17 protein-coding genes are annotated in these 20,007 nt (G+C 67.8%); 7 read left to right on the plus strand and 10 right to left on the minus strand.

Translation table 11 applies throughout. The features are described from left to right. Positions 1 to 64 precede the first annotated feature (64 nt). Positions 65 to 511 (plus strand): MarR family winged helix-turn-helix transcriptional regulator, encoded by a 447-nt coding sequence (locus ACIA5G_RS35725; RefSeq protein WP_395931405.1) that lies wholly within the window; start codon positions 65 to 67, stop codon positions 509 to 511. Here the strand turns inward: ACIA5G_RS35725 and ACIA5G_RS35730 are convergent. Together ACIA5G_RS35730 and lysX are read right to left on the minus strand one after the other, a co-directional pair. Then, the gene (locus ACIA5G_RS35730) at positions 474 to 1,046 is read right to left on the minus strand and encodes a hypothetical protein (protein ID WP_395931407.1); all 573 of its coding nucleotides are present in this window, start codon (positions 1,044 to 1,046) and stop codon (positions 474 to 476) included. The two genes, ACIA5G_RS35725 and ACIA5G_RS35730, sit on opposite strands and share 38 nt — an antisense overlap. Before the next feature lie 64 nt (positions 1,047 to 1,110). Beyond that, positions 1,111 to 4,434 (minus strand): bifunctional lysylphosphatidylglycerol synthetase/lysine--tRNA ligase LysX, encoded by a 3,324-nt coding sequence (gene lysX, locus ACIA5G_RS35735; RefSeq protein ID WP_395931409.1) that lies wholly within the window; start codon positions 4,432 to 4,434, stop codon positions 1,111 to 1,113. A 237-nt stretch (positions 4,435 to 4,671) separates the two neighbouring features. Here lysX and panB point away from each other — a divergent pair, with 237 nt between their 5' ends. Next, entirely contained in the window at positions 4,672 to 5,559 is an 888-nt protein-coding gene (panB, locus tag ACIA5G_RS35740) for a 3-methyl-2-oxobutanoate hydroxymethyltransferase (RefSeq protein ID WP_395931411.1), read from the plus strand. Here the strand turns inward: panB and ACIA5G_RS35745 are convergent. Together ACIA5G_RS35745 and ACIA5G_RS35750 are read right to left on the minus strand one after the other, a co-directional pair. Continuing rightward, a complete protein-coding gene (locus ACIA5G_RS35745) occupies positions 5,556 to 6,425 on the minus strand; it encodes a cytochrome c oxidase assembly protein (protein ID WP_395931413.1) in 870 nt (289 codons plus the stop codon). The two genes, panB and ACIA5G_RS35745, sit on opposite strands and share 4 nt — an antisense overlap. Positions 6,426 to 6,427: 2 nt before the next feature. Next, the gene (locus ACIA5G_RS35750) at positions 6,428 to 7,354 is read right to left on the minus strand and encodes an undecaprenyl-diphosphate phosphatase (protein WP_395931415.1); all 927 of its coding nucleotides are present in this window, start codon (positions 7,352 to 7,354) and stop codon (positions 6,428 to 6,430) included. Between the two features lie 421 nt (positions 7,355 to 7,775). Between ACIA5G_RS35750 and pip the strand changes: the two genes are divergently transcribed. Beyond that, positions 7,776 to 8,720, plus strand: coding sequence for a prolyl aminopeptidase (pip, locus tag ACIA5G_RS35755; protein ID WP_395931417.1), 945 nt, complete (start codon positions 7,776 to 7,778; stop codon positions 8,718 to 8,720). Here pip and ACIA5G_RS35760 read toward each other — a convergent pair. Next, on the minus strand, positions 8,706 to 9,260 hold the full coding sequence (locus tag ACIA5G_RS35760) for a TetR/AcrR family transcriptional regulator (RefSeq protein ID WP_395931419.1): 555 nt from the start codon (positions 9,258 to 9,260) through the stop codon (positions 8,706 to 8,708). The genes pip and ACIA5G_RS35760 overlap by 15 nt on opposite strands. A gap of 60 nt (positions 9,261 to 9,320) precedes the next feature. On the opposite strand from ACIA5G_RS35760, the gene ACIA5G_RS35765 reads away from it, so the two are divergent. Further along, entirely contained in the window at positions 9,321 to 10,100 is a 780-nt protein-coding gene (locus tag ACIA5G_RS35765) for an SDR family NAD(P)-dependent oxidoreductase (protein ID WP_395931421.1), read from the plus strand. Here the strand turns inward: ACIA5G_RS35765 and ACIA5G_RS35770 are convergent. From ACIA5G_RS35770 to ACIA5G_RS35790, 5 genes are read right to left on the minus strand one after another with little or no spacing between them, the layout of a single operon-like run. Further along, the gene (locus ACIA5G_RS35770) at positions 10,097 to 10,894 is read right to left on the minus strand and encodes an ABC transporter permease (protein ID WP_395931423.1); all 798 of its coding nucleotides are present in this window, start codon (positions 10,892 to 10,894) and stop codon (positions 10,097 to 10,099) included. The genes ACIA5G_RS35765 and ACIA5G_RS35770 overlap by 4 nt on opposite strands. An 8-nt stretch (positions 10,895 to 10,902) precedes the next feature. Then, complete coding sequence (locus ACIA5G_RS35775; protein WP_395931425.1) at positions 10,903 to 11,742, minus strand: ABC transporter permease; 840 nt, start codon at positions 11,740 to 11,742, stop codon at positions 10,903 to 10,905. Position 11,743: 1 nt separating this feature from the next. Further along, entirely contained in the window at positions 11,744 to 12,946 is a 1,203-nt protein-coding gene (locus ACIA5G_RS35780; protein ID WP_395931427.1) for an ABC transporter substrate-binding protein, read from the minus strand. Then, entirely contained in the window at positions 12,943 to 14,025 is a 1,083-nt protein-coding gene (locus tag ACIA5G_RS35785; protein WP_395931429.1) for an ABC transporter ATP-binding protein, read from the minus strand. Before ACIA5G_RS35785 ends, ACIA5G_RS35780 begins: the two co-directional genes overlap by 4 nt. A gap of 8 nt (positions 14,026 to 14,033) precedes the next feature. Then, positions 14,034 to 15,455, minus strand: coding sequence for a gamma-aminobutyraldehyde dehydrogenase (locus ACIA5G_RS35790; RefSeq protein WP_395931431.1), 1,422 nt, complete (start codon positions 15,453 to 15,455; stop codon positions 14,034 to 14,036). Positions 15,456 to 15,566: 111 nt separating this feature from the next. Between ACIA5G_RS35790 and ACIA5G_RS35795 the strand changes: the two genes are divergently transcribed. The 3 genes from ACIA5G_RS35795 to ACIA5G_RS35805 all read left to right on the plus strand — a co-directional run bounded on the left by ACIA5G_RS35795 (position 15,567) and on the right by ACIA5G_RS35805 (position 20,003). Beyond that, a complete protein-coding gene (locus ACIA5G_RS35795) occupies positions 15,567 to 16,301 on the plus strand; it encodes a FadR/GntR family transcriptional regulator (protein WP_395931433.1) in 735 nt (244 codons plus the stop codon). A gap of 34 nt (positions 16,302 to 16,335) precedes the next feature. After that, complete coding sequence (locus tag ACIA5G_RS35800; protein WP_395931435.1) at positions 16,336 to 17,040, plus strand: cache domain-containing protein; 705 nt, start codon at positions 16,336 to 16,338, stop codon at positions 17,038 to 17,040. Positions 17,041 to 17,150: 110 nt separating this feature from the next. Beyond that, on the plus strand, positions 17,151 to 20,003 hold the full coding sequence (locus ACIA5G_RS35805) for an NACHT domain-containing protein (RefSeq protein WP_395931437.1): 2,853 nt from the start codon (positions 17,151 to 17,153) through the stop codon (positions 20,001 to 20,003). Positions 20,004 to 20,007: the final 4 nt, after the last annotated feature.

The following is a 20,007-nucleotide window of genomic DNA, read 5'->3' on the forward strand; positions in this document are numbered from 1 at the left end:
AAAGTTAGATGCAAAGTAGTTAGTATCAATTTCGTCTATATACTTTGCGGGTAGAGTCGCGGAGGTGTCAACCGAGAACATCCCGACCGGTGCGGAGCTGGCCGACGCCCTGCGGCGCATCACGCACGTCCTGCGCCGGTACGCGGGCGCGCCCTACGCCAAGCGGGGCTGGCCGACGGCCCAGGTCCAGCTGCTGCTCATGGTCGACCTGCTGGGTGACCGGCCGCGGATGGGCGAGGTCAAGCGCCGCCTCGGGGTGACCGGCCGGGCGATCACCTCGGCCGTCGACGCGCTGGAGCGGGACGAGCTACTGCGGCGTGAACCCGACCCGACCGACCGGCGCGCGAGCCTGCTGGCCGTCACCGAAACCGGCCGCGCCCGGCTCGCCGAGATCGAGAAGATCCAGCACGGGCACGCCGACGAGACGTTCAGCGTGCTCGACCCGGCCGAGCGGAAGACGCTGCTGGAGCTGCTCAGCCGCCTCGAGGCGCATGTCGTGGCGCAGGCTTGATGAACGCGTACGCCCCGCCGAGGCCGTAGAGGACGGCGCGCACCACCTGCTCGACCCGGCTGACCACACCTTCGGCAGCGTCCAGCTGCCGCGCGAGCACCAGGGTGGCCCAGGTGACCAGGACGACCACGAGCCCGGCAACGGCGAGCGCGCGCCAACCCGGCGGCCACCAGAGGATCAGGCTGATCACCCCGACAGTGAGCACGACCGTCGCCAGCGACGAGAGCGCGCCGCTCTGCTCCGGGTAAGCGGCCTGCAGCAGTGCGACCAGGCCGAACGCGCTCACCGAGATCGAGCTGAGCCGCGCCGTCCACTGAACCGGGCCGAGCCGGTGCAGCGGCGGCCCGGCGAGCAGGAACGCGACCCCCGACACGGCGAGCAGGACGCGGAACACCGGCGGGCCGCTCAGCAGCGCCTCGACCGGGTCGTGCACCGGCGAGACGCCCGTCGGGAGGAAGAACTCCAGCAGCCACCCCGAATACGCGAAGACGGCCACCCCCATCAGGAGGGCCGAGGCGATTCGAGCCGTGCGCACGAGGCACACAGTAAGCGACCCGATGGGTGTCGGCGGTGTGACGCTGACCGGGTCGACCGAGTCGTTATGCCTGCGGACGGACGAAGGGGAACAGGACCGTCTGGCGGATCGACGCCCCGGTCAGCATCATGAGCAGCCGGTCAACGCCCAGGCCGAGTCCCCCGGTCGGCGGCATGCCGTGCTCCAGGGCCAGCAGAAAATCTTCGTCCAGTTCCATCGCTTCGACGTCGCCGCTGGCCGCGCGGAGCGACTGCGCCTCCAGCCGCCGTCGCTGCTCGATCGGGTCGGTCAGCTCGGTGTAGGCGGTGCCGACCTCGGAGCCGAACGCGATCAGGTCCCAGCGTTCGGCCAGCAGTGGGTCGGTGCGGTGCTGGCGAGTCAGCGGCGAGACGTCCGTCGGGTAGTCCGTGTAGAACGTCGGCAGCACGGTCGAGCCCTCGACGAGGTGCTCGTGTGCCTTGAGCACGAGGTCGCCGTGGCTCGGATCCTCCCCCACCGGCACGCCCGCGGCGACGCACAGGCGTCGCAGCTCCGCCACCGAGGTGCCCGAGTCGATCCGCTCCCCCAGCGCCGCCGAAACGGCTTCGTGGACCGGGATCACCGGCCAGTCGCCGGAGATGTCGTGCTCGACGAGTTTCCCGGCCGCGTCGGGCCGGCGCACGATCTGGGCGCCGTACGCCGCTTCGGCCGCGTGCTGGATGAGCTCGCGGGTCAGGACGCGCATCGAGTCGTAGTCGGCGTACGCCTGGTACGCCTCGAGCATCGTGAACTCGGGGTTGTGCGTCGCGTCGACACCTTCGTTGCGGAAGTTCCGGTTGAGCTCGAAGACCCGCTCGACCCCGGCGACACACAGCCGCTTCAGGTAGAGCTCCGGCGCGATCCGCAGGTACATCCGCATGTCGTAGGCGTTGATGTGGGTGACGAACGGCCGGGCGTTCGCGCCGCCGTGGACCGTCTGCAGCATCGGCGTCTCGACCTCGAGGTAGTCGGCGTGGTGCAGCCGGTCGCGCACCGCGCGGACCACCGTGGACCGCAGCCGCAGCATGGCCGTCGAGTCCGGGTTGACGGCGAGGTCGAGGTAGCGCTGCCGCACCCGCGTCTCCGGGTCGGTGAGGCCCTTCCGCTTGTCCGGCAACGGGTGCAGGCACTTCGCGGTGACCGTCCACTCGTCGACGAGCACCGAGAGCTCACCCCGCTTCGACGTGACGACCTGGCCGCTGACCCCGACGTGGTCACCGAGGTCGACGCCGGTCCGCCAGCCGGTGAGGTCCAGCTCGCCGGCCTCCAGCATCAGCTGGATCTCGCCGCTGAAGTCCTTGACGCGGGCGAAGCACAGCCCGCCGAGGATGCGCATCGCCAGCACGCGCCCGGCGATCCGGACCCGGTGTCCGGTGACGGTGTCCGGGGTCAGCGCGCCGAACTTCGCGACGACGTCGCCGATGTGGTCGTCGCGGCGGAACCCGACCGGGTACGGGTCGATCCCGGCTTCGCGCAGCTTGTCAAGCTTGGCCATGCGGACGCGGACCTGTTCGGGCCGCCGCACCGCCTTCGGCGAGGGAAGCGCCGACGTCTCCTCGATCGCCTTGACCCGCGCGACGAACTCGTCGCCGACCGTCTCCAGCCGCAGCGACCGCGACCGTCCGGTCGGAACGAACCCTTCGAGCGCGCCCGCGACGATGCCGACCCGCGGGAGCCGCCGGGCCGAGGAGTAACAGAGGAACCGCGGCTCCCACTCCGGGCCGTACTTGGCGTTGGACCGGTACAGCGACTCCAGCTGGAAGAACCGCGAAGCGACGCTCAGGATCCCGCGCCAGGCCCGCAGCACCGGGCCCGCGCCGATTCGCTCACCCTCGGAGAACACCGCGCGGAACATCGCGAAGTTGAGCGAGATCCGCTGCGCGCCGAGGTGCTGGGCGGCCGCGACGACCTCGGCGACCATGTACTCGTTGAGGCCGTTCTCGGCGTCGCGGTCGCGGCGCATGAGGTCCAGCGAGAGCCCCCGGCGTCCCCACGGGACGAACGACAGCAGCCCGCGCAGCTCGCCGTGGGCGTCGTAGGCCTCGACCATCACGCTGCGGCCGTCACTCGGGTCGCCGAGCCGGCCCAGCGCCATCGAGAAGCCGCGTTCGGTCTCGGCGCCGCGCCAGGCCTGGGCCCGGGCGAGGAGCTCGGCCATCTCGCCGTCGGGGATTTCGCCGTGCCGGCGGACCTGCGAGGTGTAACCGGCCCGCTCGATGCGTTTGACGGCTTGGCGCACCGAACGCCGCTCGGGCCCGGCGAGGCTGAACTCGCGGACGTCGAGCACGGCTTCGTCGCCGATCTCCAGGGCCCGCAGTCCCGCGTCGGTGTACGCCTTCGCACCGCGCTCGCTGGCGCCGAGCACCCCCGGCGTCCAGCCGTAGGTGCGGGTTTCGTCGAGCCACGCGCGGACCGCGTCCGGCCACGCCTCGGGGTCGCCGACCGGGTCGGAACTCGCGACGCTGGTGCCACCGAGCACGCGGTACGTCACGGCCGCGCGGCCGTTCGGCGAGAAGACGACGCTCTTGTCGCGCCGGGTGGCGAAGTAACCGAGGGAGTCGTCCTCACCGTGTTCGGCGAGCAGCTGACGCACTCGAAGCTCTTCGTCGTCCGTACGCAGGCGACGGCTGCGTACGCCACGGAAGAGCATGTACAGCGCTCCGGTGGCGACGGTGGTCGCGCTGAGGTCGATGAGCACGTCCAGCCAGCCCGGCCCCTCGCCGACGCCGATCCGGCGCAGCTGCAGGTTCTCACCGGTGGCGTGGTTGACCACCCAGGCGAACCGCTCCCAGGTGTCGCCGAGCTGGCCGGGGAACGCCTCGGCCAGCCCCCAGCCGACCAGGATGACCACGGCGAACCCGCCGAACAGCATGGTCAGGCCGTCCCGCCAGGCGCTCGGCGCGAGCCGGGCCGGGAAGGCCGGGCGCAGCGCGAGCAGGAACACGATCAGGCCGACCGACAGCACGTCGGCCACGGTGAGGGCCCACAGCTGGACCGGGATGTGCCGGACCTGCCTCGACCCGAGCGAGAGCAGCTCGGGTGACCACAGCAGCGTCGCCTGCAGGGCCAGGGTGAGCAGCAGCCCGCCGACCTGGAACAGCACCAGCGTGTACAGCGCCGCCTTCTTGCGCCGGCGCAGCGCGCCGCCCAGCACGACCAGCAGCAGCACCATCACCAGGCTCGCGCTGGTCGGCACGCTGAGGCTGGAGAACGCCATGTCGATGCCGTTGAGCAGGTGCCCGTGCGCGCCGCCGGCGAACAGCAGGACCACCGAGAACACCGCGGCCAGCTGGACCACGGTCGCGACGATGCCGCCCGCCTTCGCCTTCCAGGCGGGAACGCGCGGACGCGTGCTCGCGAGGTTTCCCATCGTCGCTCTTGTCGCCTTTCGCGGCCGGTCGGTGGTCATGCCCTCTCTTGACGTCAGTGAACACAGGTTGGTTGTCCTCGAACATCAACCTCAAGGCTGACGGTGTGTCGTCCCCGAGGGTGTGAAGCTTGTCGCACGCGGTTGGGGCGGCTCCGGGGGCGTGTCACGCTTTGAGACGCCCCTGCTCCACGACCCGGGGACCTCACCGAGGCCTCGAGGGAAGGACGGTCGACGACGATGTCTGCCACTGCGAACGGGCCCGCCGAAGAGGCAGCCCCCTACGGCACCGGATCCGCCGCCCCCGCGCCCGCGGCACCGGGTCCGGGCCGGAAGGTCCGCGTGCACCACCTGCGTGAGCTCAAGGAACGCGGCGAGCCGTGGCCCATGCTCACCGCGTACGACATGTACACCGCCGCGCTGTTCGACGAGGCCGGGATCCCCGTGCTGCTCGTCGGCGACTCCGCGGCCAACAACGTCTTCGGCTACGACACCTCGTTGCCGGTGACGGTCGACGAGCTGCTGCCGCTGGTCCGGGCCGTCACCCGATCGGTCAAACGTGCGCTCGTGGTCGCGGACCTGCCGTTCGGCTCCTACCAGCTCTCGCCGCAGCAGGCGCTGGAGACGTCGGTGCGGTTCATGAAGGAGGGCCGCGCGCACGCCGTGAAGCTCGAAGGCGGGCGGCGGTTCGCCGCGCACGTCGAGGCGCTGACGTCGGCCGGCGTGCCGGTGATGGGCCACATCGGGTTCACCCCGCAGAGTGAGCACAACCTCGGTGGTTACCGGGTGCAGGGGCGCGGCGAAGCGGCGGACGTGCTGCTCGCCGACGCGCTGGCACTGCAGGAGGCCGGGGCGTTCGCGGTGGTGATGGAGATGGTGCCCGCCGAAGCCGCGAAGCGCGTCACGGCGGAGCTGAAGATCCCGACGGTCGGCATCGGCGCCGGCCCGGACTGCGACGCCCAGGTGCTCGTCTGGCAGGACATGGCCGGGCTGCGCCGCGGCAAGGCGCCCCGGTTCGTCAAGCGCTACGCCGACGTCGCGACGGTGCTGCAGGACGCGGCGACGGCGTTCGCGGAGGACGTCCGGCGTGGTGAGTTCCCGGCGCCGGAGCACGCTTTCCACGACTAACCCCGCTCCTTGAACCGCTCGGCGAGTGCCGGGTCGTTCTCCCACCAGAGGCCCGACGTCGACGCGGCGCCCGAAGCGGCTTCTTCGTCCAGCTGGACGTCGATCTGCTTCGCGCGCCGCTCGTCGTCGCGGGCCCAGCGCACGAACAACGCGACGACGAACGGCAGCCCGGCGACGTCGCCGCCGATCCAGAGCACACCCGCGCCGATGATCTGGTCGGTGCGGGGGTCCGGTCCCCGGCCCGGGTGTGCGGCCGCGTAGTGGTCCGGGGCCAGCAGCGGGCCGAGCCACAGCACCAGGCCGAGCGCGCCGTCGAAGATCACCTCGGTGAACGCGATCCACACCGACACCAGGTGCGGGTCCCGCCGCGGGGTCGGGTCGAGCCCCAGGCGCGTCCAGAAGTAGGTGAACCCGGCGAGCACGAGCGCGAGCCGGACCAGGCCGTCGGCGACCGGGGACCGCAGCGTGAGGGCGTAGAGCGGGGTCAGGTAGAGCACGAGCACCGGCACGACCAGGGTGAGCGTGACGACCGGCGGGAAGGTCAGCGCCCGCGCCACCTTGCCGCGGCCGTGCTCGCGCAGCCACGGCGCCGGGACCGTGTCGAGGAGGAGCCGGATCGGGGCGCCCAGCGCCAGCAGCAGCGGTGTGACCATCAGGAGCGTCGTGGTCTGGACCGCGCGGACCCAGAAGAACGTCGTGTCGTAGACCGCCAGCGGCGAGCAGGTGACGACGACGATCGTCGCGAGGCCGGCGAGGAACGCCGCCGTGCGGCCCGGTGGCCAGCCGCGGCCATGCGCCGCGCGGACGTAGAGCACACCCAGGACGACGACGGTGAGCACCGCCGGGACGTCGAACGTCAGCGGCATCGTCAGACCGCGAAGAAAATCAGGCTGCCGATTCCGGCGACCACGCAGTAAACGGCGAACGGGGTCAGCGTGCGCTTTTCGAAGTATCCAGTGAGGAACCGGACAGAAATGTACGAAGCGACCCCGGCGACAACACTGCCGACGAGCGCCGGCCCGAGTGAAGCGTGGTTCTCCGGAGCGAACAGCGTCGGCATCTTCAGCACGCCGGCGGCGAGGATCACCGGCGTGGCGAGGAGGAACGCGAAGCGCGCGGCGTCTTCGTGGCCGAGTCCGCGGCGCAGCCCGGCGACCATCGTGATGCCCGAGCGGCTGATGCCCGGCAGCAGCGCGAAGATCTGCGCGGCGCCGATCAGGACCGCCTCGCCGACCCGCAGCTTCGCCAGCCGGACGTCGGTCCGCTCGTCGACCGAGACCGCCCGCATGACCAGGGTCTCCTCGGCGGAAAAGTCCACAGTGTCCGCTTCTTCCGGGGGCTTCTTGCGGGAGAACTTTTCGGCGGCGTAAAGGACTCCGCCGTTGAGCGCGAGGAAGATCGCCGACGGCACCGGCTTGCCGAGGAAGTCGCGCAGCAGGCCTTCGAGCAGAAGGCCGGCCAGCCCGACCGGGATCGTGGCGAGCACGAGCAGCCACGCGAGGCGCTGGTCGGGCGTGCGGACCTCGCGGTGGCGCAGCGACGTCCACAGCCCGCCGATGATCCGCACCCAGTCCTTCCGGAAGAACAGCACGAGCGCGAGCGCGGTGGCGACGTGCATCGCGACGAGCACCGCGAGGTACGGCGAATCCTTGCCGATGCTCAGGTCCCGCTGCCACTGCCCGCCGAGCCAGGCGGGCAGCAGGATGCTGTGGCCGAGACTGGACACCGGAAACAATTCCGACACCCCCTGCAAGGCGCCGACGACAATCGCCTCGAGATAGGTCACCGCGGACATTCCGAGCCTTTCCGTACCACTTTTCGAAACCCCGACACCGGAACGTACCCGCCCGTTCGTTAACCGCCGGCAAGGGGCACAGCCGCGCTCAGCGTCCTCTCAGGAGTGTTCACGTATATGAACTTCAATCATGTCCTTGACTGACGTTCGGACCTTGGCTTAGCGTTTAGCCCGTCGCCGCCACGACGAAGCTTCGAACCTCGACGAGGAGGACGGAAATGCGTGTGCGGACCACCGGCCGTTGTGACCACACCGACGGCGCCGCTCCCCCTCGCCCGGATGTCAGCCCAGGCTGACCCACGGACTGGGGGCCCGCTCAGCCCGGCGGCGGGGGCGGGCCCCCACCTACTTGGTCGCCGTCCCGTCGTCCGGCGGCGGGTTGGCGGGACGGCGACCAGGACCCTCCGGCACAGTGACGGGCATGGACGAGCTCTACCCGCCGATCTCCCCGCGCGCCGAGGGTTTCCTCGATGTCGGCGACGGGCACCGGATCCGGTGCCAGGAGGCCGGCAACCCGGAAGGCAAACCGGTGGTGGTCCTGCACGGCGGGCCCGGCAGCGGGATCGCGCCGATGGCGCGGCGGCACTTCGACCCCGCCGCCTACCGGATCGTGCTGTTCGACCAGCGCGGATCCGGCCGGTCGACGCCGGGAGCCGACGACCTGAGCGCCAACACGCTGTGGCACCTGGTGGCCGACATGGAGGCCCTGCGCGAACGCCTCGGCATCGAACGCTGGCAGCTCTTCGGCGGCTCGTGGGGTGCGACGCTGGCGCTCGCCTACGCCGAGACGCACCCGTCCCGCGTCAGCGAAATCATCCTGCGGGGCGTGTTCACCGTGCGGCGCAGTGAGCTCGACTGGATCTACCGCGGCGGCGCCGCGAACCTGTTCCCGCGCGAATGGGAAGCCTTCCTCGCCCCCATCCCGGCTTCGCTGCGCGACGACCCGCTGGCGGCGTACGCCGCGCTGCTCGACGACCCGGCCGAGGAAGTCCGGCACCGCGCCGCGATCGCGTGGAGCACCTGGGAAGGCGCGACGGTTTCCGTGCAGCCGCAGGAGTCCTTCCTCCGCCAGTACGCCGAACCGGCGTTCGCGCTGACCTTCGCCCGGCTCGCCGTGCACTACTTCCGCCACGGCGCCTGGCTCGACGAGGGCCAGCTGATCCGCGACGCGGGCAAGCTCGACGGCATCCCGGGTGTCATCGTGCAGGGCCGCTACGACACGGTGTGCCCGCCGGTGACCGCGTACGAGCTGCACCAGGCGTGGCCGGGTTCGGAGCTGAAGCTCCTCGAGGGCGCCGGGCACGCGGTGACCGACCCGGGGGTGCTCGCCGCCCTGCGCGCGGCGACCGACTCATTCCGCGAGTAGCACCGCGAACACCTTCTCCAGCTTCTTCCGCACGACGGCTTCGTCGGCGCGGTTCAGCTCGGTGCTGCCGATGAGCGTGCGCATCACCCAGAAGCCGGCGATCACCGCGAGCGCCAGCGCCGGGCCTTCGGTGCCCCGCCCGGCCGGGAGGACGTCGGTCAGGTGCTTCTCGACGTGCCGCTCGATGCCGGCACGCAGGATCTCCGCCGCGCGCGGGTTGGGCGCCGAACGCAGCATCAGCAGGAACGGGTCGAGCCGCTCGGCGCCGGGCGCGGTGCGCTGCACCAGGGCGGCCGCGATGTCGGCGGCGAGCGTCTCCGGGTCGCTGGTGAGCACCGTGCGATCGGTCATCGCGGCGTCGACGACTTCGGCGAAGAGTCCTTCCTTCGAGCCGAAGTAGCGGTTGACGAGCATCGCCGTGACCCCGGCGGCCTGGGCGATCTCCCGGACGCCGACACCGTCGTACCCGGCTCGTGTGAACGCTTCGAGCGCGGAGTTCAGGATCGCTTCGCGGGTGGCGGCGGCGTTGCGGGCTCTCATGTATACGAGTGTAGACTTCAAGCGTAAGTATACGAGTGTAGACATGCCGGAAGGTGCTTCATGGATCTCGAACTGACTGGTAAGCGGGCCCTCGTCACCGGGTCCAGCGCGGGCCTCGGCGCCGCGATCGCGCGGTTGCTGGCCGCGGAAGGCGCGGCGGTGGTCGTCCACGGACGGGACGCCGGGCGCGCGCGGCAGGTGGCGGAGTCGATCGGCGCGGCGACCGTGGCGATCGGCGATTTGTCGACCGACGCGGGAGCGGACGCGGTGGCCGCCGCGGCGGGTGATGTCGACATCCTGGTCAACAACGCCGGTTCGTACGACCACCGGGGGTGGACCGACACGACGCCGGAGGTCTGGGCGTCGACGTACGAGGCGAACGTCGTCTCGGCGGTCCGGATGATCCACCGGTTCGTGCCGGGGATGCGCACGCGGGGCTGGGGCCGGGTGATCCAGCTCGGCGGCGGGCTGGCGATCCAGCCGATGGCGATGCAGCCGCACTACACGGCGACCCTCGCCGCCCGGCACAACCTGGCGGTGTCCCTGGCCCGCGAGCTGGCCGGCACGGGTGTGACGTCGAACGTGGTGGCCCCGGGCGCGATCCTGGTGGACTCGGTGCGCGACCTGCTGACGTCGATCGCGCCGGAGCACGGCTGGGGCACGGAGTGGCCGGAGATCGAGCGCCGGGCGGCCCAGGACCTGGTCCCGAACGACGTGGGCCGGCTCGGGCGTCCGGAAGAGATCGCGGCGGCGGTCGGGTATCTGGTGAGCCCGGCGGCGGATTACGTCAGCGGCGCGACGATCCGCGTCGACGGGGGCACGATCCGGTCAGTGCACTAGAGGCGACCGCCCGACGCCGTGTCGCCGGACAGCTTCTGGGCCAGGTACACCGGCACCGTCGACGCCACGATCAGCACCGCCGCCACCACGTTCACGATCGGCGCCTGGTTGGGCCGGAACAGGTTGTTGTAGATCCAGATCGGCAGCGTTTCCATGCCGGTGCCCAGGGTGAACGTCGTCACGATGATCTCGTCGAACGACAGCGCGAACGCCAGCAGCCCGCCGGCCAGCAGGGCCGACCGCAACATCGGGAACGTCACCAGCCGGAACGTCGTGAACCCCGTCGCGCCCAGGTCCATCGACGCTTCCTCGAGGTTGCCGCCCATCCGCCTCAACCGCGCGACGACGTTGTTGAACACCACCACGATGCAGAACGTCGCGTGCGCGATGATCGCCGTCAGCAGGCCCAGGTTGATGCCGAGGATCGTCCGGAACGCGTTGTTGAGCGCGATGCCCGTGACGATCCCCGGCAGCGCGATCGGCAGGATGATCAGCAGCGACACCGGGTTGCGGCCGAAGAACCGGTAGCGCTGCAAGGCGAACGCGGCCATCGTGCCGAGCACCAGCGCGATGGCCGTCGCCGCCAGCCCGGCCTCGACGCTCGTCCACAGCGCGTTCAACGCACCCTCGTTGGAAGCCGCGCGGCTCCACCACTCGAGGGTGAACCGGGACGGCGGGAAGCCGAACGTCGTGTCCGCGTTGACGGAGTTGAGCAGCACCACCACCAGCGGGAAGTAGATCACCGCCAGGCCGAGACCCAGCGCGGTCCACAGCACCACCCGGGAGGTCCGCATGAAAGCTCCTAGAGGTTGTCCAGCGCACCGGTTCGGCGCACCGCGGCCAGGTAGACCAGCATGATCACGACCGGCACGGTGGCCACCGTCGCCGCGAACGGGAGGTTGTTGGCCGCGCCGATGTTGTCGTAGACGACGTTGCCGAGCATCTGGGACGTGCCGCCGACGATCTTCACCGCGATGTAGTCGCCCAGGGACAGCGAGAACGTGAAGATCGAACCCGCCACGATCGCCGGGAACGTCAGCGGCAGGATCACCGAGCGGAACGTCCGGAACGACCTCGCACCGAGGTCACCCGAAGCGTCCACAAGGGAATCCGGCAGCCGGTCGAGGCCCGCGTAGATCGGCAGAATCATGTACGGCAGCCAGAGGTACGACAGCGTGATGATCGTCGCCGTGACGCCGTAACCGGGCGAAAGCCAGCTCAGGGCACCGTTGCCGGACAGCATCGACCGCCACGCGTACGCCTTCACCAGGTAGCTCGCCCACAGCGGCGTCATCACCGCGATCACCAGGATCCGCTGCGCCCGCGGGGACGCCAGCTTGGCCATCGCGAACGCCATCGGGAACGCGATGACGGCGTCGATCACCGTGACCAGCGCCGCGATCCCGAGCGTGCGGAAGGTGATCGTGCGGTAGACCGCGTCGCTGAACAACGTCTTGAAGTTGTCCAGCGACCACTCGACGACCACCTGGCCGGTGAACGCGTCCGTGTGCCAGAACGCCGTCACGAACAACGCGGCCAGCGCGCCCAGGTAGGCCAGGCCGAGCCAGAGCAGCGGCGCCGAGAGCAGGAACCCCAGGCGCAGCCGCGGTTTCCGGTAGAAGAAGGCCGAAAGCGCAGTCATGTCAGCCCTTGATCTCGGTCCAGGCCTTCGTCCACTCGCCGTAGTCCTTGCACTTGACGTCCGTGCGGCCGTCGAGGCACTGCGGGATCGGCGTGGTCCAGTACGCGATCTTCGACGCGTACGCCGCGTCACTGGCGTGGTAGGTGTCGCACAAGGTCTTGTCCGTCATCTCCGCGCACGCCTTCGTGTTCGCCGGCGCCTCACCGAAGTACTCGGCGACCTGGGCGTTCGCCTTCGGGCTGACGATGTAGTCGAGCCACTTGTAGGCACACGTCTTGTGCGGCGACTTCGCCGCGACCATCCAGGTGTCCGACCACCCGGTCGCGCCTTCGCTCGGCACCGTGGACTCCAGCGGCGCACCCTCACCCTTGGTCAGGTTGACCGTGACCTGCCAGGCGGTGCCGACCACGGCGTCGCCGTTCTTCAGCGCCTGCGACTCCTTGAGGTAGTCCGACCAGTACTCCGACACCAGCGGCCGCTGCTGCTTGAGCAGGTCGACCGCGGCGGTGAACTGCTTGTCGTCCAGCGCGTACGGGTTCTTGATGCCCAGGTCCGGCTGGTGCGCCATCAGGTACAGCGCGGCGTCGGCGATGTAGATCGGCGAGTCGTAGGCGATCACCTTGCCCTTGTACGGCGAGTTCGCGTCGAACATCACCGACCACGACGTCGGCGCTGGTGTCACCTTGTCGGTGCGCCAGGTCAGCAGGTTCGCACCCCAGCCGTGCGGGACGCCGTAGGAGACACCGCCGACGCTGTTCCAGGACTTGTCCTTGAGGAACGGCTGGACGTCGGCGTAGTTCGGCACCAGCGTGGTGTTCACCGGCTCGACGTCACCCGAGGCCACCAGCCGCAGCGACGCGTCACCCGAGGCGGACACGACGTCGTACCCGCCGGTCTTCATCAGCGTGACGGCCTCGTCGGACGTGCCGAACGGCTTGACGTTCACCTTGCAGCCGGTCTGCTGCTCGAACGGCGTGACCCAGTTGACCTTCGGGTCGTTGGAGCCGTTCTCCGCGTAACCGGGCCAGGCCAGCACGTTCAGCTGCCCTTCCGGCTGGCCGAGCGCCTTGAGCGCCTCGAGCTTCGGCGGGGTGAACCCCTGCGCGCCGGGCGGCGCGGCGGAGTTCGAACCCGACGTGCCACATGCAGCGACCAGCAGGCTGACGCCGAGAATCCCGGCAAGCCGCGTCTTCCTGTTCTTCATGGCGTTCCTTCCGGAGTACCGACCGGGAAACTGTGTTCTCGGCGCCAGCTGAGCCGGACGCGGCCGTCCGCCAGGGCGCCGTCGGTGTTCTGCCGGACGACCGACAACTGGCCACCGGCGTCGAGGGCGACGGAGTAGCGCACCGTCGCGCCCGCGTAGACGACGTCGGTGACCGTGCCGGTCGCGCTGGTCTCCCCCGCGGCGGCGGGTTCGGACAGCTCGCCGTCGATGCGGATCTTCTCTGGCCGGATGCTGAACAGCCCCGGCCGGCCGATCACGGACTCGGCGCCGCGCCCGCCCAGCAGGTTGGACGTGCCGACGAACCCGGCGACAAACGCGCTGGCGGGGCGTTCGTAAACCTCTTCGGGTGGCCCGACCTGCTCGATCCTGCCGTCGTTGAACACGGCGATGCGATCGCTCATGGTGAGGGCTTCGTCCTGGTCGTGCGTGACGAAGACGAACGTGATGCCGACGTCACGCTGGATCTGCTTGAGCTCCAGCTGCATCGCCTGCCGCAGCTTGAGGTCGAGCGCGCCGAGCGGTTCGTCGAGCAGCAGCACCTTGGGCCGGTTGACCAGCGCCCGGGCGAGCGCGACGCGCTGGCGTTGGCCGCCGGAGAGCTGCGCGGGCTTGCGGGAGCCGTAGTCCGCCAGCCGGACGGTCTCGAGCGCCTCGGCCGCGCGCTCCCGGCGTTGCTGCTTCGGGACGCGCTTGACACGAAGGCCGTACTCGACGTTCTGCTGCACGGTCATGTGCGGGAACAGCGCGTAGTCCTGGAACACCGTGTTGACGTCGCGCTCGAAGGGCGCCAGCTGGGTGACGTCCCGGCTTTCCAGCTCGATCGTGCCTTCGGTGGGCAGTTCGAAGCCGGCGATCAACCGCAGCACCGTCGTCTTGCCGGAGCCGGACGGGCCGAGCATCGAGAAGAACTCGCCGGGCGGGATGTCGAGATCAACACCGTCGACCGCGTGGACGTCGCCGAAGTGCTTGCGCAACCCGGAAAGCCGGATCGCCGGCCCCGCGGTCTCGCTCGACGGCGCGGGGTCCTCCCGCGTCTCGGTGGGTGCTTGGTTGGGCATCGCCAGCCTCACAGTGCGCTCATGACGTGCTTGACGCGGGTGTAGTCCTCCAGCCCGTACAGCGAAAGGTCCTTGCCGTAACCGGACTTCTTGAACCCGCCGTGCGGCATCTCGGCGACCAGCGGGATGTGGGTGTTGATCCAGACGCACCCGAAGTCGAGCTTCGCGGCGAGGCGCATCGCGCGCTGGTGGTCGCGGGTCCAGACCGAGGACGCGAGGGCGTACTGGACGCCGTTCGCGGACTTCAGGGCCTCGGCCTCGTCCTCGAAGCGCTGCACGGTGATGACCGGGCCGAAGATCTCGTTCTGGCTCATCTCGTCGTCCTGGTTGAGGCCGGAGACGACGGTGGCCTCGTAGAAGTAGCCCTCGTCGCCGACGCGATGGCCTCCACAGTGGACGGTCGCGTGCTCCGGCAGGCGGTCGATGAAGCCGGACACCTTTTCCAGCTGGGCCGCGTTGTTGAGCGGGCCGTACGCGACGTCTTCGTCGTCCGGCTTGCCGGTCTTGGTGCCCTCGGCCTGGCGGGTGAGCGCGCCGACGAACTCGTCGTGCACCTCGTCGGCGACCAGCACCCGGGTGGCGGCCGTGCAGTCCTGGCCGGCGTTGAAGTAGCCCGCGACGGCGATGGCCTCGGCGGCGGCTTCGAGGTCGGCGTCACCGAAGACGATGACCGGCGCCTTTCCGCCCAGCTCCAGGTGCACACGCTTGACGTCGTTGGCCGCGGACTTGGCCACCTCGATCCCGGCCCGGACCGAGCCGGTGATCGACACCATCGCCGGGATGTCGTGCTCGACCAGGGCGCGGCCGGTGTCGCGGTCGCCGCAGACGACGTTGAAGACGCCCGGCGGCAGGAACTCCCCGGCGATCTCGGCGAGCAGCAGTGACGACGCCGGGGTCGTGTCGGACGGCTTGAGCACGATCGTGTTGCCCGCGGCGAGCGCGGGCGCGATCTTCCAGATGGCCATCAGCAGCGGGTAGTTCCACGGTGTGACCTGCGCGCAGACCCCGACCGGCTCGCGGCGGACGAACGACGTGTGGCCTTCCATGTACTCACCCGCGGCCCGGCCTTCGAGCACGCGCGCGGCCCCGGCGAAGAAGCGGACCTGATCCAGGACCATCGGCATTTCTTCGGCCATCGTCAGCGCGATCGGCTTGCCGGTGTTCGCGGATTCGGTGCGGACGACCTCGTCGGCGCGGGCTTCGAGGGCGTCGGCGATCTTCAGCAACGCGAGCTGGCGCTGGGCCGGGGTCGTCGCGCGCCAGGTCTCGAACGCGGTCGCGGCGACCTGCAGCGCGTTGTCGACGTCTTCGGGCCCGGCGATCGGGGCGGTGCAGTAGGGGCGCCCGGTGACCGGGTCGACGATCTCGGCCGTCCGGCCCGACTTGGACTCGACGTACGCGCCGCCGACGTAGTGCTTCAGCTCCTGCACGGTGACTCCTAGCTACGGTCGGAGGCTAAAACATATAAGTCCATATGTAATAGGACAAGAGGATCAGGCAAGATTGGTGCGAACGGGGAGCCGGCCGGCCGAAGGGACACGATGCGCAAGGGCATGTCGCACAGCGCGCGGTCCGCCATGTTCGCGCCGCTCGGCCAGGTCGGCCGGGCGGAAGCGGTGGCGGCGCGGCTGGTCGACGCCATCACCCTCGGCCTGCTCGCCGACGCGGAGCAGCTGCCGAGCGAAGCCGACCTGGCGACGCAGTTCGGCGTCTCGACCGTGACGGTCCGGGAAGCGCTGGTGGCGTTGCGGCAGCAGGGCCTGGTCGAGACGCGCCGCGGCCGCAGCGGCGGGAGCTTCGTCCGCGCGCCGGCCAACCCGCCTTCGGACGCCTGGCGCTCGAGGCTGCGCGAAGTGTCCTTGTCCGATCTTCGCGACGTCGGCGACCACTACCTGGCGATCGCCGGGGCCGCCGCCAAGCTCGCCGCCGAACGCAGCTCCCCCGAGGACGTCGCCCGGCTGCGGCTGGCCACCGACGACCTCCGCACGGCACAGGGCATCGACTTCACGCGGGCCGAGCGGCAGTTCCACCTGGAGATCGCGGCGGCCGCGCAGTCACCGCGGCTCACGCACGAAGAAGTCCACCTCCAGGCCGAGCTCGGCGGGCTGCTGTGGCTGCCGCTCGCCGGTGCCGCCCACCCGCACGAGGAGCACGCGGCGATCACCGCGGCGATCGCGTCCGCCGACGGCGACCTGGCCCGCAAGCTCACCGAGGAACACCTCCTGGGCGCGCTGGACCGGCTCGCGGACGTGCACCTCGGCCTGCTCACCCCGTAAACTCCGCAGCACTCCGCGCATCGAGGTGAGCACCGTGAACGACACCCGCACGCTGGCCGGCGACGAGGTCGTCGAGCAGGTTTCGGCGTTGGTGGAAGGGGTCTTCGAGCGGCTGAAGCCCCTGCTGGCGGCGGCCGAATCGGTGCTGGCCGACGTCCCGGCCGCCGCGGCGTTGCACCGGATCCGGCCGCAGGTGACCGAAGCACTCGGCGGCCTGATCGTCGGCGCCGGCTTTGTCAGCGCGCCGCGGGTGCTGACGGATTCGGAGTTCGGCTTCGAGTGGTGGACGGGCTCGTCCGCGGACCCGTCCCAGCTGTTCATCAGCCTCGATCCGGCCAGCGAGAACTTCCTGGACTACACGCGCCAGTCGTGGTTCACGGTCCCGCGCGACACCGGGCGGCGGCACATCAACGGCCCGTACGTGGATTACCTGTGCACCGACGAGTACACGCTGACGTTCACGATCCCGGTTCTGTTGAGCGGCGCCTTCGCGGGAGTCGTGGGCGCGGACGTGTACGTGCGCGAGTTCGAGCGCGCGGTGCGGCCGCGGCTGCGATCCCTGGGCCGCGGGGCGGCGTTGCTGAACGCGCAGGGGCGGGTGATCGTGTCCAACAGCGTCCGGCAGCCGACGGGGTCGCTGGTGCGCGAGGTCGACGTCCCGGCTTGGTGGTCGTCGGGCGCGGCACCGGGCCCGGCCCTGCGCCGCTGCGGGGACTCGCCGATCGTGCTGGCCCTCTAGGTCTGGAGCGCGAGCCAGGCTTCAGGACTACTCAACCAGGTCAACACAACTTCACGACCATCAATCTCGAGTCGGCCACTTCTTGATAAAGTTTCAAGCTCTTCAGCAACATGGGTACCCACGAGAACGAAACCGATCACAGCGACGCCGACGAAGAGACAGCGGCTCGACGGCATGAATCAGAGGGTGCAAGCGTGACAAACAACGAGGCTCCCAAGCGAGCCAGGGCGGTGTTCATCGGACTCGCCGCAGTCGCACCGCCGATCATGACTCTGTTTCTCGGATCGGGCGCCAACCGTCTCACGACAATCATCTTCGTTATTCTATACGAACTCTTGCTCCTCATACTGGGATTCTTTGGAGCAGTATATCAAAATCTACAGAAGCGATGGGTCACCCGAGTTGCCGAACAGATCGATGACTTCATTCAGCGGCGTACATCGAAGTTCGCGAGAGGACTTCGCGAACACGTTTCTTCCACGCATTCATTCATGGACACCCGCGGCCTCAGCACAGTCGGCGACTACTCCTTTACCCTGAAGCAGGTTTTTGTCGACCTCAAACTCAATTCGAGCACCGCTCACTCCATGCGAATAAACCCTGTTCAACATCCAGCCGAGAGCACAACTCAGGCGTCAGACATATGGACCTGGGTTCGTCGGGCGAACGAAGAGAAGGTTCCTCTTGCCATCGTTGGACCACCTGGCAGCGGAAAGACAACTCTACTCAAACATGTGGCACAGAGCCTGGCCTCACGCAAAAGATCGAAGGATCGACTGCCGAAGTACCCGATTGTACTAGAACTCCGCGACCTGAAGAAGGAGTTCAGCGGAAACAAGCCCGATCTACCGAGACTTATCCGCACTACATTCTCCACCATCCCCATATCCGAACCGCCCAACTGGCTAGAAAATGCACTCCACCAAGGTGAAGTCTGCTTAATACTCGATGGACTTGACGAACTAGGAAGTGCCATAGCCCGACGGGCCGTAATCGATTGGGTCGAGCATCAGCGAATAAGATATCCGAAAATTGTTATTCTCGTAAGCAGTCGTCCCTTTGGCTACAAGGAGAACCCGCTTCCTTTTGCGATCGTCTTACAGGTCGAACCATTCACCGGACTGCAATTGGAGCAATTTCTCAAGCGCTGGTACCTCGCAACCTGCATTCGGCGTCACGGCCACGAGGATGACGTCGTGCGAGAAATAGCAAGACAGGGAGCAGATGACCTCCTTGCCAGGCTCAAGCGCAAACCTGCCCTCAGGGAACTGACGACAAACCCACTGCTACTCACCATGGTGGCAAACGTCCACGAGTACCGCGGAGCCCTGCCAGGGTCTCGCGTCGAACTGTACCGAGAGGTCTGCGAAGTCTTCCTGGGAAAACGTCACAAGGCGCGCGGGGTAGATTCGGGCCTCGACGGTCCAAAGCGTCAGATCGTCTTGCAAGAGCTTGCTTATCAGATGATGAACGAACACACACGAGACATATCGCTTGCGACAGCAGAAGATATCATCGGCGATGTCGTATCCAGAGTCTCAGCAGACCCGTCCGTGAGTCGATTTCTACAACAAATCGAGGATGCGAGTGGACTGGTTATTGAACGTGAATCAGGCGTTTATTCGTTCTGCCACCAAACTTTCCAGGAATACCTAGCCGCAGTGCAGGTCAAAGAGAATCCCGCAAATTCCGGAGGCGGCGACCTCCTCGCGAATATGTGCAACTCACTAACAGACCCTTGGTGGAGCGAAGTTATCCGACTCTACTCCGCACAAGCCGACGCAACCCCAATACTGGATAGTATCGCAAAGCTATCAAAGTTGGATTCGAACGGCATTCTTCTGGCCATGGACTGCTTAAGTGAAGCCCGTGAAGTACGTCCCGAAGTTCGGGAGCGCGTCTTCGCACTCCTCGATTCCCAAGAGATGCGCAGCGACCCCGGAGCTCGCCGAGCCCTTGCACTAGCTAGCATCGAAGCAACCTTTCGGGACGCAATATCAATCGACGACGGGACCCTGCTGTCGACACGTCCAGTCACTTGCTTGCAGTATCAGGCATACCTAGACAGCACAGACACTCAACCGCCAGACCACTGGACAGAGAGAGTCTTTCCTCTCGGATTCGCCAACTTACCGATATCCGGAATGACATCCAATGATTGCACCGAGTTCGCCAAATGGGCAACCAACGCACTCGACGACAGCTGGCGGTACTACATACCGACCGCCCGGCAACTAGACCGCCATCGCTTCGACCTCGCCCTGGGATCACCGGGCGACAATTCTGCACTCAACACTCTTTACAGCACCAATGAAAAGGGGCAGACCGAATCAACGCCAACCAATCTCGATTTCGACGTAAGCCTCATCACAAAAGAGATGATTCGCAATCAGATTGAATTTGACACGACCGACGTCGCGGATCGCATTGTCAGATACCCTGAGCTGTATGAAGTCGAGTACGAACTCACAAGCAAACGCAATACCGCTCTACTGCGAAGCGCCTTTGAAATCTCCGACTCAATCAACGTCGAAGACGAACTGAGAGCCGGACTACTCCTCGAAGGATTCGAAGAGACCGCAGCGCAGGTACTCTCCGAGCCGACTCCGAAAACCCGAGAAACACTTGCACGGATAATCGACAACTTGGTCACGAACCACGCGGCGAGTCACCGGATCCCTGTCAAGAATCGCAACGACATAAACGACTCCGTCCAATGGCCGTTATTGAGATCACTGCTTATTGGCGCCATCAACGTAGGATTCTTCAGATCAGATGTCGACACCAAAACAAAAATCAACGGACGAGAGATCGCTCATATGTGCTGCATCGGAGCATTGCATCGCGACGAAGCTCCGAGACATTCAATACAGCAAATCTACTCCTACTTACTTGCAATAGAGATACGTAGAAAAGAAGTGGTTTTCGCCGATGAGGGGTTCATCCTCGTTCGCACCCATTGAGGAC

The organism is Amycolatopsis sp. NPDC051758, from assembly GCF_044453095.1.
Lineage (GTDB): Bacteria > Actinomycetota > Actinomycetes > Mycobacteriales > Pseudonocardiaceae > Amycolatopsis.

Bases quoted from the DNA above. Each gene is read 5' to 3' on its own strand.
- ACIA5G_RS35745 (WP_395931413.1), bottom strand. From the start codon at position 6,425: ATGCCGCTGACGTTCGACGTCCCGGCGGTGCTCACCGTCGTCGTCCTG.
- lysX (WP_395931409.1), bottom strand. From the start codon at position 4,434: ATGGGAAACCTCGCGAGCACGCGTCCGCGCGTTCCCGCCTGGAAGGCG.
- ACIA5G_RS35765 (WP_395931421.1), top strand. From the start codon at position 9,321: ATGGATCTCGAACTGACTGGTAAGCGGGCCCTCGTCACCGGGTCCAGC.
- ACIA5G_RS35805 (WP_395931437.1), top strand. From the start codon at position 17,151: ATGGGTACCCACGAGAACGAAACCGATCACAGCGACGCCGACGAAGAG.
- panB (WP_395931411.1), top strand. From the start codon at position 4,672: ATGTCTGCCACTGCGAACGGGCCCGCCGAAGAGGCAGCCCCCTACGGC.
- ACIA5G_RS35780 (WP_395931427.1), bottom strand. From the start codon at position 12,946: ATGAAGAACAGGAAGACGCGGCTTGCCGGGATTCTCGGCGTCAGCCTG.
- ACIA5G_RS35760 (WP_395931419.1), bottom strand. From the start codon at position 9,260: ATGAGAGCCCGCAACGCCGCCGCCACCCGCGAAGCGATCCTGAACTCC.
- ACIA5G_RS35775 (WP_395931425.1), bottom strand. From the start codon at position 11,742: ATGACTGCGCTTTCGGCCTTCTTCTACCGGAAACCGCGGCTGCGCCTG.
- pip (WP_395931417.1), top strand. From the start codon at position 7,776: ATGGACGAGCTCTACCCGCCGATCTCCCCGCGCGCCGAGGGTTTCCTC.
- ACIA5G_RS35770 (WP_395931423.1), bottom strand. From the start codon at position 10,894: ATGCGGACCTCCCGGGTGGTGCTGTGGACCGCGCTGGGTCTCGGCCTG.
- ACIA5G_RS35795 (WP_395931433.1), top strand. From the start codon at position 15,567: ATGCGCAAGGGCATGTCGCACAGCGCGCGGTCCGCCATGTTCGCGCCG.
- ACIA5G_RS35785 (WP_395931429.1), bottom strand. From the start codon at position 14,025: ATGCCCAACCAAGCACCCACCGAGACGCGGGAGGACCCCGCGCCGTCG.
- ACIA5G_RS35750 (WP_395931415.1), bottom strand. From the start codon at position 7,354: ATGTCCGCGGTGACCTATCTCGAGGCGATTGTCGTCGGCGCCTTGCAG.